The following is a 12,470-nucleotide window of genomic DNA, read 5'->3' as shown; positions in this document are numbered from 1 at the left end:
GACCAGGCGGGTGTCACTACCCCAGCCGCCGATCCTAACGCACTGGTAATGAACTTTACCGCCGATTGCTGGCTGGAAGTGACCGATGCGACCGGAAAAAAACTGTTCAGTGGTATGCAGCGTAAGGACGGCAATCTGAATCTGACGGGTCAGGCGCCGTACAAACTGAAAATTGGCGCTCCGGCGGCAGTGCAGATTCAGTTCCAGGGTAAACCTGTCGATCTGAGTCGTTTTATCAGAACTAACCAGGTTGCGCGTCTGACCGTTAATGCCGAACAATCACCGGCTCAGTAACAGACGGCAATGCGGGAGATTTTTTAATGCATAACCAGGCTCCAATTCAACGTAGAAAATCAACACGCATTTACGTTGGGAACGTGCCGATCGGCGATGGCGCGCCCATCGCCGTACAGTCTATGACCAATACGCGTACCACAGATGTGGAAGCGACGGTTAATCAGATCAAAGCGCTGGAACGCGTCGGCGCAGATATTGTTCGTGTCTCTGTACCGACAATGGATGCCGCAGAAGCGTTCAAGCTTATCAAACAGCAGGTTAATGTCCCGCTGGTTGCCGATATTCACTTCGACTATCGTATCGCGCTGAAGGTGGCGGAATACGGCGTCGATTGCCTGCGTATCAACCCAGGCAATATCGGTAATGAAGAGCGTATTCGCATGGTAGTGGACTGCGCTCGTGATAAAAATATTCCTATCCGTATCGGCGTCAACGCCGGATCGCTGGAAAAAGATCTGCAGGAAAAATACGGTGAACCGACGCCGCAGGCGCTGCTGGAATCCGCTATGCGCCATGTGGATCACCTCGATCGTCTGAACTTCGATCAATTCAAAGTCAGCGTTAAAGCGTCTGACGTTTTCCTCGCTGTTGAATCCTATCGCCTGCTGGCGAAAAAGATCGATCAACCGCTGCATTTGGGGATCACCGAAGCCGGTGGCGCACGCAGCGGGGCGGTAAAATCAGCGATCGGTTTAGGATTGCTGTTGTCCGAAGGGATCGGCGATACGCTGCGTGTCTCTCTGGCAGCGGATCCGGTGGAAGAGATCAAAGTTGGCTTCGATATCCTGAAATCGCTGCGCATTCGTGCGCGCGGGATCAACTTTATCGCCTGCCCAACCTGCTCGCGTCAGGAGTTCGACGTTATCGGTACGGTGAACGCGCTGGAACAACGTCTGGAAGATATCATTACGCCAATGGATGTTTCGATCATCGGCTGTGTGGTGAACGGTCCTGGCGAAGCGCTGGTTTCTACGCTGGGCGTGACGGGCGGTAACAAGAAAAGCGGTCTGTATGAAGACGGCGTGCGTAAGGATCGACTCGATAACGACGATATGATTACGCAGCTTGAAGCCCGCATTCGCGCCAAAGCGAGTATCCTGGACGAAGCGCGTCGTATTGACGTGCAGCAGCTTGAAAAATAACAACGTGATGGGAAGCGGCGTGCTTCCCGTGTATGATTGAACCCGCATGGCGCCCGCATTGTTCGGGTTAGCGCTGAGGGTTCATTTTTATATTCATAAAGAGAATAAACGTGGCAAAAAACATTCAAGCCATTCGCGGCATGAACGATTATCTGCCTGGCGAAACCGCCATCTGGCAGCGCATTGAAGGCACTCTCAAAAACGTGCTCGGCAGCTACGGTTACAGTGAAATCCGCTTGCCGATTGTAGAGCAGACCCCGTTATTCAAACGCGCGATCGGTGAAGTCACTGACGTGGTTGAAAAAGAGATGTATACCTTTGAGGACCGTAATGGCGACAGCCTGACGTTGCGTCCTGAAGGGACTGCGGGCTGCGTACGCGCCGGCATCGAACATGGTCTCCTGTACAATCAGGAACAGCGTCTGTGGTATATCGGGCCGATGTTCCGCCACGAACGTCCGCAAAAAGGGCGCTATCGTCAATTCCATCAGCTGGGTGTCGAAGTGTTTGGCCTGCAAGGCCCGGACATCGATGCTGAACTGATTATGCTGACCGCTCGCTGGTGGCGCGCGCTGGGTATTTCTCAGCATGTCAGCCTTGAGCTGAACTCAATTGGTTCGCTTGAAGCCCGCGCTAACTACCGTGATGCGCTGGTCGCCTACCTGGAACAGCACAAAGAGAAACTGGACGAAGATTGCAAGCGCCGTATGTACACTAACCCGTTGCGCGTTCTCGACTCCAAAAACCCGGAAGTACAGGCGCTGCTCAACGACGCACCTGCGCTGGGCGACTATCTTGATGACGACTCTCGCGAGCACTTTGCGGGCCTGTGCAAACTGCTGGAGTCCGCAGGTATTGCCTACACCGTCAATCAGCGTCTGGTTCGTGGTCTTGATTATTACAACCGCACCGTATTTGAGTGGGTCACCAGCAGCCTGGGCTCTCAGGGTACCGTGTGTGCCGGTGGGCGTTACGACGGTCTGGTAGAGCAACTTGGCGGTCGCGCAACGCCGGCCGTGGGCTTTGCCATGGGTCTGGAACGACTTGTTTTGTTAGTTCAGGCAGTTAATCCGGAATTTAACGCAGATCCTGTTGTCGATATATACCTGGTCGCTTCGGGGGCGGACACGCAGTCGGTGGCAATGCGGCTTGCAGAACGTCTGCGCGATGAAGTTCCTGGTGTGAAACTGATGACAAACCACGGTGGCGGCAACTTTAAGAAACAGTTCGCCCGCGCCGACAAGTGGGGCGCCCGCGTTGCACTGGTACTGGGCGAGTCCGAAGTGGCTGACGGTACTGTTGTAGTGAAGGATTTGCGCTCTGGTGAGCAAACGGCAGTAGCGCAGGATAGCGTTGCCGCGCATTTGCGCACTCTACTGGGCTAAGGAGAAGGACAGCGTGGAAATTTACGAGAACGAAAACGACCAGATTGATGCAGTAAAACGCTTCTTTGCTGAAAACGGCAAAGCGCTGGCTGTTGGGGTCATTTTAGGGGTTGGCGCGCTGGTTGGCTGGCGTTACTGGACCAGCCATCAGACTGAGTCCGCACGCTCTGCTTCTCTGGCATATCAAAATACGGTGACTGCGGTTAGCGCGGGTAAACCGGATAGCCTTCCTGCTGCAGAGAAATTTGCCGCAGAAAACAAAAATACCTACGGCGCGTTAGCTTCACTGGAACTGGCGCAGCAGTTTGTTGACCAAAATGAACTTGAGAAAGCAGCAAGCCAGCTGCAACAAGGCTTAGCAGCGACCAGCGATGAGAATCTCAAAGCGGTGATTAACCTGCGTCTGGCTCGTGTTCAGGTTCAGCTTAAACAGGCTGATACCGCGCTGAAAACACTCGACACCATTAAAGGTGAAGGGTGGACGGCCATTGTTGCCGACCTGCGCGGTGAAGCATTGCTGAGCAAAGGCGACAAACAAGGTGCGCGTAGCGCATGGGAAGCGGGCGTGAAAAGCGATGCCTCTCCTGCTCTGAGCGAAATGATGCAGATGAAAATCAATAATTTGTCCATCTGAGAGGGACCCGATGCAATTGCGTAAATTACTTCTGCCAGGGCTGCTTTCCGTTACCCTATTGAGCGGCTGTTCACTGTTTAGTGGCGAAGAAGATGTCGTTAAGATGTCCCCATTACCGGTGGTTGAAAACCAGTTTACTCCGTCTACGGACTGGAGCACCTCTGTAGGTAACGGTATTGGTGATTTCTATTCCAATCTTCATCCTGCGCTGGCGGATAACGTTGTCTATGCAGCCGATCGCGCTGGCGTCGTTAAGGCGTTGAATGCGGACGACGGCAAAGAAGTCTGGTCTGTTAATCTGGGTGAGAAAGACGGCTGGTTCTCCCGCGCATCTGCACAGCTTTCTGGCGGTGTAACCGTGTCCGGTGGCCATGTTTACATTGGCAGCGAAAAAGCGCAGGTTTATGCGCTGAACACCAGCGATGGTACCACCGCATGGCAGACGAAAGTTGCCGGTGAAGCGCTGTCTCGTCCTGTTGTGAGCGATGGCGTGGTATTAATCCACACCAGTAACGGTCAGTTGCAGGCCTTGAACGAAGCTGACGGCGCTATCAAATGGACCGTTAACCTCGACATGCCTTCTCTGTCTCTGCGCGGCGAATCTGCCCCAGCGACCGCCTTTGGCGCAGCTATCGTTGGCGGTGATAACGGCCGCGTAAGCGCCGTGCTGATGCAGCAGGGCCAGATGATTTGGCAGCAGCGTATTTCTCAGGCGACAGGTCCAACGGAAATCGATCGTCTGAGCGACGTTGATACCACGCCTGTTATCGTCAATGGCGTTGTCTACGCGCTGGCTTATAATGGTAACCTGACGGCGCTGGATCTGCGCAGCGGTCAGATCATGTGGAAACGTGAACTGGGCTCAGTGAATGATTTCATCGTCGACGGTAACCGTATCTACCTGGTAGACCAGAACGATCGTGTACTGGCGCTGACCACCGACGGCGGTGTGACGCTGTGGACGCAAAGCGATCTGCTGCACCGTCTGCTGACGTCCCCGGTATTGTATAACGGCAATCTGGTCGTGGGTGATAGCGAAGGCTACCTGCACTGGATTAACGTTGACGATGGCCGCTTTGTCGCCCAGCAGAAAGTTGACAGCTCTGGTTTCCTGACCGAGCCGGTCTCTGCTGATGGTAAACTGCTGATCCAGGCGAAAGACGGTACGCTGTACTCTATTACGCGTTAATCGTCCCGGCCGCTCGCTTTGAAAAACGGCTCCTGGTGCAGGGGCCGTTTTACTGTTTTTAACAACGGCGCAAAAAATGTGCCCGTTGTCTGATGATTTATTAAATGAGGCTTTAAACATGGTACCTGTGGTCGCGCTTGTCGGGCGCCCTAACGTTGGCAAATCCACGTTATTTAACCGTCTAACTCGCACCCGAGATGCGCTGGTTGCGGATTTCCCGGGTCTGACTCGTGACCGTAAGTACGGTCGTGCGGAAATTGAAGGCCGCGAGTTTATCTGTATTGATACCGGCGGTATTGATGGCACCGAAGACGGTGTAGAAACCCGCATGGCGGAACAGTCGCTGTTGGCGATCGAAGAAGCGGACGTTGTGCTGTTCATGGTAGATGCACGTGCTGGCCTGATGCCTGCGGATGAAGCCATTGCGAAACATCTGCGTTCGCGCCAGAAACCGACGTTCCTGGTAGCCAACAAAACTGACGGACTCGATCCTGATCAGGCGGTCGTCGATTTCTACTCGCTGGGTCTGGGTGAAATTTATCCGATCGCGGCATCCCATGGTCGTGGCGTTCTCAGCCTGCTGGAGCATGTTCTGCTGCCGTGGATGGATGACGTTGCTCCTCAGGAAGAGGTGGATGAAGATGCAGAATATTGGGCGCAACTGGAAGCCGAAGAGAACGGCGAAGAAGAGCCTGAAGATGACTTCAATCCGCAGGATCTGCCGATCAAACTGGCGATTGTTGGTCGCCCGAACGTAGGTAAGTCCACGCTTACTAACCGTATTCTCGGCGAAGAACGCGTAGTGGTTTACGACATGCCGGGGACCACGCGTGACAGTATTTATATCCCGATGCAACGCGATGAGCGCGAATATGTGCTCATTGATACCGCGGGCGTGCGTAAGCGCGGCAAAATTACCGAAGCAGTAGAAAAATTCTCAGTTATCAAAACGCTGCAGGCGATTGAAGATGCCAACGTGGTGATGCTGGTGATTGACGCGCGCGAAGGTATTTCCGATCAGGACCTGTCGCTGCTGGGCTTTATCCTCAATAGTGGGCGTTCACTTGTTATTGTGGTCAACAAGTGGGATGGCCTGACGCAGGAAGTGAAAGAGCAGGTCAAAGAGACTTTGGACTTCCGTCTGGGCTTTATTGATTTTGCGCGTGTACACTTCATCTCTGCGCTGCACGGCAGCGGCGTGGGTAATCTGTTTGAATCGGTCCGCGAAGCGTATGACAGCTCCACCCGTCGCGTCAGCACCGCGATGCTGACGCGCATTATGACTATAGCGGCAGAAGATCATCAGCCGCCGCTGGTGCGTGGTCGTCGTGTGAAGCTGAAATATGCCCACGCCGGTGGTTATAACCCACCAATCGTGGTGATTCACGGCAACCAGGTCAAAGACCTGCCGGATTCCTACAAGCGCTATCTGATGAACTATTTCCGTAAGTCTTTGGATGTGATGGGGACGCCGATCCGCATTCAGTTCAAAGAAGGGGAAAACCCGTTTGCGAACAAGCGTAATACGCTGACGCCGACGCAGATGCGTAAACGTAAGCGTTTGATAAAACACATCAAAAAAAGCAAGTAACCGTTGCTGATGCTGATAAAAACCCGTGCTTGTCGCGGGTTTTTTTTCGACGTTCCATCGCCAGCCTCAGCCCGTGCGATGTCAATCACTATTCATTTTTTACCAAGTTTAAATCTAAGAAAGTAGACATTTGTCGAGTTTTCGTCTTAAAGTCCGGGGGCTGGTACTAGACAAAACTAGCCTTAGGTTATCAAATGGTTAAATAAATTTTCGCCGCATGTAAAAAATCGGTCAGATACGTAACTGGCTGGCGTACATCGCGGTGTTTACACACACGACGACATAACTTTCGGGAGAATTATGCAATCCTCTGTTAATCAAAAAGAAAGCCGAACTTTCTTCGGCCATCCTTATCCGCTCGGCTCGCTGTTCTTCACAGAGATGTGGGAGCGCTTCTCGTTTTATGGCATTCGCCCGTTACTGATCCTGTTTATGGCTGCTACCGTTTATGACGGCGGCATGGGGCTGGCACGTGAAAATGCCTCGGCGATTGTGGGTATCTTTGCCGGTACGATGTACCTCGCTGCGCTGCCGGGTGGCTGGCTGGCGGATAACTGGCTCGGCCAACAGAAAGCGGTGTGGTACGGTTCCATCCTGATTGCCCTCGGCCATCTGTCAATTGCGCTCTCCGCCATTATGGGGAACAACCTGTTCTTTATTGGTCTGATGTTTATCGTGCTCGGTTCCGGTCTGTTTAAGACCTGTATTTCGGTCATGGTTGGCACGCTGTACAAAAAAGGCGATGCGCGTCGCGACGGCGGTTTCTCGCTGTTCTACATGGGCATCAACATGGGGTCGTTTATCGCGCCGCTGATTTCCGGCTGGCTGATTAAAACCCACGGCTGGCACTGGGGCTTTGGCATCGGTGGTATCGGGATGTTGGTGGCGTTGATCATTTTCCGTGTATTTGCTGTTCCATCGATGAAACGCTACGACAGCGAAGTGGGGCTCGACTCCACCTGGAATAGCCCGGTAGTGAAACGTAACGGCGTGGGCGCGTGGCTGCTGGCGCTGGCCGTCGGTGCGGCGGTTATCGTTACGCTGATAGCGCAGGGCGTGATTGTAATTAATCCGGTCGCGGTTGCCAGCATGCTGGTGTACGTGATTGCAGCCTCCGTTGCGCTCTACTTTATCTACCTGTTCATCTTTGCCGGTCTGAACCGTAAAGAGCGCGCCAGACTGCTGGTCTGCTTTATCCTGCTGGTTTCCGCCGCGTTCTTCTGGTCCGCGTTTGAGCAGAAGCCAACCTCGTTCAACCTGTTCGCTAACGACTACACTAACCGTATGATCGGTGATTTTGAAATCCCGGCGGTCTGGTTCCAGTCGATAAACGCGCTGTTTATTATCCTGCTGGCACCGGTATTCAGTTGGGCATGGCCGAAGCTGGCAAGCATGAATATTCGCCCGAGTAGCATCACCAAGTTTGTTATCGGTATCCTCTTTGCGGCGGCAGGCTTCGGTCTGATGATGCTGGCGGCGCAAAACGTTCTCAGTAACGGCGGGGCAGGCGTTTCTCCATTCTGGCTGGTGGGCAGTATCCTGATGCTGACGCTTGGCGAGCTGTGCCTGAGTCCGATCGGTCTGGCGACAATGACGCTGCTGGCGCCGGAAAGAATGCGCGGGCAGATGATGGGCCTGTGGTTCTGCGCCAGTGCGCTGGGCAACCTGGCCGCAGGTTTGATTGGCGGTCATGTGAAGGCTGACCAACTGGATATGCTGCCGGATCTCTTCGCACGCTGCTCGATTGCGCTGCTGATCTGCGCTGCGGTACTGATCATCCTCATTGTTCCGATTCGTCGCATGCTGGAGAATACGCAAACTAAACCGGCAACTAGCGCCTGATAACACCTCGATTGTGCCGGGGCAGACGTTATGTCCCGGCTATTCAATTAACGAGGTAAGAGCATGCTGTTAGGATTTGTTGGGCTTGGTGCAGTCGTTGAAACGGCATACTTGCCCGCATTACGTAATATGTTCGGTGATGCACTACGCTGTGTGGGATTTGATGTTCAATCCGCAAAGCAGCCCGCAGACGTGACACGCTGTGCGTCGCTCGCTGAACTTCTTGCAATGCCGCTTGATACCCTGTTTATTACCACCGCATCCCTGCATCACCTCGATGTGCTTGAACAGGCGCTGGCGGCTCCCATCGCTCGTATTGTGGTCGAAAAGCCTCTTGTCGCCACGCTTTCCCAAATTGAAAAACTGAAAACGCTGCTGACTCAACCGGATGCTGCCAACCGCGTGCTGGCACTCGACCATTGGATGGCACGCAATGGTGCAATGCAGCTGGCGTTGGGCAAACTCGGAGCGCAGTGGCAGGGCGATAATCCGCAACAGGCACTTGTCTCTCATTTTTCACACATTGTTAAAATCGACGGTTTTTTGCAGGAACCGAGCGGGTTTAACGCTGTTGGAGAACCCATTGCGCTTAACTTTGCCACCGGTGAGCCGGATACCCGTGAGCTTCGTCATCCGGACGGTGTGATTCTGGACATTGGCACACATGTACTGGCAATGCTGCGTGAAACAGTGCGTTACCTGGGCGGTAATGACAGTATGACCTTGCAGGTGAAGAGCGCTAAAGACCGTCTGGGACGAAATATTGTAGAGGGCGACCTGACCACAGCAGAAGGAGAGGCGCATCTGCAGGGACAGATTAGCGGCATTCCGCTGGACATCTGGCTGAATAAATACGCGGGGCCGGCTGGCGGACAAAAAGGCTTGCGCCTTTGTCTGCGCGATGGTCGTGTCATTAGCCATGATCGCCGTGGTGTCGAGGATGTGCTCGAATTGATTGACGGTGATGTTGTACAACGCTGGAGTCTGCCTGGTAGCGTATATGCCCATTGTCTGGCGGAGCATATTCTGGGCGCGCAAAGTCTGTTTGAACGCAGCCCACAGGAAGTGAGCCGCACGACGCAGCGCAGGCTGGAGGAAGTGGAGCGCCTGTTAACGTTACAGCAGCAGTTACGCGGGCGGCATTAAACGCATCGTGTTAAACTCAGCGCAGTAATGGATCCCTGTACTGGAGTCGCTATGTCTATTATTTGCCCGGATTGTCATGCAGAGCTGGAGCCGCAAAACGGTATGGCGCACTGTGATAACTGTAATAAAGATATTCAGTTAGAAGCGCACTGCCCGGAGTGCAATCAGCCGCTGCAGGTGCTTAAAGCCTGTGGCGCGGTGGATTATTTCTGCCAGAACGGTCATGGCCTTATCTCGAAGAAACGCGTGGCGTTTGTGCCGCTTTAATCCTGTTTTTTCCTGCGTGTTTTCTTTGTCTTCGTGACAGCTCTCACTTCGCTTTCCACCCATCCGTCAGACAGGCGGGTGGTGAGCACATCACCTGCTGTAACCTGTTTAGTCTGTTTCAGCACTTCACCCTCTTTTGCGGTCGTCACGCTATAACCGCGGGCCAGCGTGGCCAGTGGGCTGACTGCCTCAAGATGGGTAACCGCGTTGCCAAAACGCTCGCGCTGTTCGCTTAAACGCGCACGGATATTTTCCGCCAGTCGGTATTCCAGTTGCTGAATACGTGTTTGCGCACGGTAAATACGCGGCTGCGGGTTTTGCTGATTCAGACGCTGCAGCATGCGCTGCTGACGCTGATTTGCCTGTTTAATCTTATTCTCAAGTGCGAAGTTCATTCTCTGACGCAGTCGTTCCAGCACGGTCTGTTGACGGGCCAGACGCAGTTGCGGATGCTGCTGTTGCAAGCGGTGATGAAGCTGGGTAAACCGACGAGTACGATTGGCGAGGTAGTAGTCCATCGCCATCTCCAGACGCTGCTGACCATGCTGTATTTGACGCAGCAGTTCAAGCTGATTACGGCTGACAATTTCAGCTGCCGCCGACGGCGTAGGTGCCCGTAAATCTGCAATAAAATCGGCAATAGTGACATCGGTTTCATGGCCGACGGCGCTGACAACTGGAATGCGGCTGGCAAAGATCGCCCGTGCAACACGTTCGTCGTTAAAGCTCCACAAATCTTCCAGCGAGCCGCCGCCGCGCCCGACGATCAGCACATCGCACTCGCCCCGCGCGTTCGCCAGTTCAATGGCCCGAACGATCTGCCCTGGCGCATCATCGCCCTGGACTGCGGTCGGGTAGATAATAACGGGCAGGGAAGGGTCGCGACGCTTCAGGACGTGGAGAATATCGTGCAGCGCGGCGCCGGTTTTAGAGGTGATTACCCCGACGCAGTGGGCCGGTGAGGGCAGCGTTTTTTTGAACTGCTGATCGAATAGCCCTTCACCCTGCAGTTTGGCCTTGAGTTGCTCATATTTTTGCTGCAGCAAACCTTCGCCCGCTGGCTGCATGCTCTCAACAATTATCTGATAGTCGCCGCGCGGCTCGTACAATGTAATGTTGGCGCGTACCAGTACCTGCTGACCGTGCTGTGGTCGGAACGTTACCCGGCGATTGCTGTTGCGAAACATCGCGCAGCGTACCTGAGCGGTGTCATCTTTGAGCGTGAAATACCAGTGACCGGAGGACGGCTGCGTGAAATTCGAAATTTCACCGCTGATCCACACTTGTCCCATTTCCTGCTCAAGCAGCAAACGAACCGTCTGATTCAGGCGGCTTACGGTAAAAATTGAGGTGGTCTGAGAGGATAACATGTGAGCGGGATCAAATTCTAAATCAGCAAGTTATTCAGTCGAAAGTAACATGCTCACAGAGGAGCGCAAGGTTTTTTTGCAAAAAAGTGTGGATGCAATCGGTTACGCTCTGTATAATGCCGCGGCAATATTTAATAACCTCCCAGGTGAGATATTGCCCATGCTACGTATCGCAAAAGAAGCCCTGACGTTTGACGACGTCCTCCTCGTTCCCGCTCATTCTACTGTTCTGCCGAATACTGCTGATCTCAGCACCCAGTTGACGAAAACCATTCGCCTGAACATTCCTATGCTCTCCGCAGCAATGGACACCGTGACGGAAGCGCGCCTGGCAATTGCCCTGGCTCAGGAAGGCGGCATCGGTTTTATCCACAAAAACATGTCTATTGAGCGCCAGGCGGAAGAAGTTCGTCGCGTGAAGAAACATGAATCTGGCGTCGTGACCGACCCACAAACCGTACTGCCAACCACCACTCTGCGCGAAGTAAAAGAACTGACCGAGCGTAACGGTTTCGCAGGCTACCCGGTAGTGACTGAAGATAACGAACTGGTCGGCATCATCACCGGTCGTGACGTACGGTTTGTGACTGATCTGAATCAGCCGGTTAGCGTCTACATGACGCCGAAAGAGCGTCTGGTGACCGTTCGTGAAGGCGAAGCACGCGATGTTGTCTTTGCCAAAATGCACGAAAAACGCGTCGAGAAAGCGCTGGTTGTTGACGACAGCTTCCATCTGCTCGGCATGATCACCGTTAAAGATTTCCAGAAAGCGGAACGTAAACCTAACGCCTGTAAAGACGAGCATGGTCGTCTGCGCGTTGGGGCTGCTGTAGGCGCAGGTGCGGGTAACGAAGAGCGTGTTGACGCGCTGGTTGCCGCTGGCGTTGATGTTCTGCTGATTGACTCCTCTCACGGTCACTCAGAAGGCGTACTGCAGCGTATCCGTGAAACTCGTGCTAAATACCCGGATCTGCAGATCATCGGGGGGAACGTTGCGACTGGTGCAGGCGCTCGCGCGCTGGCGGAAGCCGGCTGCAGCGCTGTTAAAGTCGGTATCGGCCCAGGCTCCATCTGTACTACCCGTATCGTTACCGGCGTCGGTGTACCGCAGATCACCGCCGTTTCTGACGCTGTTGAAGCGCTGGAAGGCACTGGTATCCCGGTTATTGCCGATGGCGGTATTCGTTTTTCCGGCGACATCGCAAAAGCGATCGCTGCGGGTGCTTCTGCAGTGATGGTTGGCTCTATGCTGGCGGGGACTGAAGAATCTCCGGGCGAAATCGAACTGTATCAGGGCCGTTCTTACAAATCATACCGTGGTATGGGCTCTTTGGGCGCGATGTCCAAAGGTTCTTCCGACCGTTATTTCCAAAGCGATAACGCCGCTGACAAACTGGTCCCGGAAGGTATCGAAGGTCGCGTTGCGTATAAAGGTCGCCTGAAAGAGATCATTCACCAGCAGATGGGTGGCCTGCGCTCCTGTATGGGTCTGACCGGCTGTGGTACTATCGACGCGCTGCGAACAAAAGCAGAGTTTGTACGTATCAGCGGTGCGGGTATTCAGGAAAGTCACGTCCACGATGTGACCATCACCAAAGAGTCCCCTA

At 53.9% G+C, this 12,470-nt stretch carries 11 protein-coding genes; 10 read left to right on the top strand and 1 reads right to left on the bottom strand.

Annotation, left to right across the window (positions count from 1 at the left end; genetic code table 11):
• The 9 genes from FDW87_RS21455 to FDW87_RS01360 all read left to right on the top strand — a co-directional run.
• A partial coding sequence (locus FDW87_RS21455; protein ID WP_252362936.1) for a RodZ domain-containing protein occupies positions 1-294 on the top strand: 294 nt, incomplete at its 5' end.
• A gap of 26 nt (positions 295-320) precedes the next feature.
• On the top strand, positions 321-1,439 hold the full coding sequence (gene ispG, locus FDW87_RS01395; protein WP_075847653.1) for a flavodoxin-dependent (E)-4-hydroxy-3-methylbut-2-enyl-diphosphate synthase: 1,119 nt from the start codon (positions 321-323) through the stop codon (positions 1,437-1,439).
• A 110-nt stretch (positions 1,440-1,549) separates the two neighbouring features.
• Positions 1,550-2,824, top strand: coding sequence for a histidine--tRNA ligase (hisS, locus tag FDW87_RS01390; RefSeq protein WP_016153999.1), 1,275 nt, complete (start codon positions 1,550-1,552; stop codon positions 2,822-2,824).
• 13 nt (positions 2,825-2,837) lie between these two features.
• Positions 2,838-3,458, top strand: a complete 621-nt coding sequence (locus FDW87_RS01385) for a YfgM family protein (RefSeq protein ID WP_016157128.1) — start codon at positions 2,838-2,840, stop codon at positions 3,456-3,458.
• A 10-nt stretch (positions 3,459-3,468) separates the two neighbouring features.
• Positions 3,469-4,647, top strand: coding sequence for an outer membrane protein assembly factor BamB (bamB, locus tag FDW87_RS01380; RefSeq protein ID WP_016153997.1), 1,179 nt, complete (start codon positions 3,469-3,471; stop codon positions 4,645-4,647).
• Between the two features lie 118 nt (positions 4,648-4,765).
• A complete protein-coding gene (der, locus tag FDW87_RS01375) occupies positions 4,766-6,238 on the top strand; it encodes a ribosome biogenesis GTPase Der (protein WP_137379379.1) in 1,473 nt (490 codons plus the stop codon).
• Positions 6,239-6,538: 300 nt separating this feature from the next.
• Positions 6,539-8,080 (top strand): peptide MFS transporter, encoded by a 1,542-nt coding sequence (locus FDW87_RS01370; protein ID WP_016157127.1) that lies wholly within the window; start codon positions 6,539-6,541, stop codon positions 8,078-8,080.
• 63 nt (positions 8,081-8,143) lie between these two features.
• Positions 8,144-9,226 carry a Gfo/Idh/MocA family oxidoreductase gene (locus FDW87_RS01365; protein WP_137379378.1) on the top strand — a complete coding sequence of 361 codons (1,083 nt, stop codon included), beginning with the start codon at positions 8,144-8,146 and terminating at the stop codon, positions 9,224-9,226.
• A gap of 51 nt (positions 9,227-9,277) precedes the next feature.
• Positions 9,278-9,493: a zinc ribbon domain-containing protein gene (locus FDW87_RS01360; protein ID WP_016157125.1), complete on the top strand. Its 216-nt coding sequence runs from the start codon at positions 9,278-9,280 to the stop codon at positions 9,491-9,493.
• Here the strand turns inward: FDW87_RS01360 and xseA are convergent.
• Positions 9,490-10,863 (bottom strand): exodeoxyribonuclease VII large subunit, encoded by a 1,374-nt coding sequence (gene xseA, locus FDW87_RS01355; RefSeq protein ID WP_016157124.1) that lies wholly within the window; start codon positions 10,861-10,863, stop codon positions 9,490-9,492. The two genes, FDW87_RS01360 and xseA, sit on opposite strands and share 4 nt — an antisense overlap.
• Positions 10,864-11,023: 160 nt before the next feature.
• On the opposite strand from xseA, the gene guaB reads away from it, so the two are divergent.
• Positions 11,024-12,470, top strand: a 1,447-nt coding sequence (gene guaB, locus FDW87_RS01350; protein WP_137379394.1) for an IMP dehydrogenase, incomplete at its 3' end; no start/stop codon positions are given.

The sequence above is a fragment of the Citrobacter sp. wls826 genome, assembly GCF_005281245.1.
Classification (GTDB): Bacteria; Pseudomonadota; Gammaproteobacteria; order Enterobacterales; family Enterobacteriaceae; genus Citrobacter; species Citrobacter braakii.
This window is presented reverse-complemented; position numbering and strand designations above follow the sequence as displayed.

Bases quoted from the DNA above. Each gene is read 5' to 3' on its own strand.
- ispG (WP_075847653.1), top strand. From the start codon at position 321: ATGCATAACCAGGCTCCAATTCAACGTAGAAAATCAACACGCATTTAC.
- bamB (WP_016153997.1), top strand. From the start codon at position 3,469: ATGCAATTGCGTAAATTACTTCTGCCAGGGCTGCTTTCCGTTACCCTA.
- der (WP_137379379.1), top strand. From the start codon at position 4,766: ATGGTACCTGTGGTCGCGCTTGTCGGGCGCCCTAACGTTGGCAAATCC.
- FDW87_RS01370 (WP_016157127.1), top strand. From the start codon at position 6,539: ATGCAATCCTCTGTTAATCAAAAAGAAAGCCGAACTTTCTTCGGCCAT.
- FDW87_RS01365 (WP_137379378.1), top strand. From the start codon at position 8,144: ATGCTGTTAGGATTTGTTGGGCTTGGTGCAGTCGTTGAAACGGCATAC.
- FDW87_RS01360 (WP_016157125.1), top strand. From the start codon at position 9,278: ATGTCTATTATTTGCCCGGATTGTCATGCAGAGCTGGAGCCGCAAAAC.
- xseA (WP_016157124.1), bottom strand. From the start codon at position 10,863: ATGTTATCCTCTCAGACCACCTCAATTTTTACCGTAAGCCGCCTGAAT.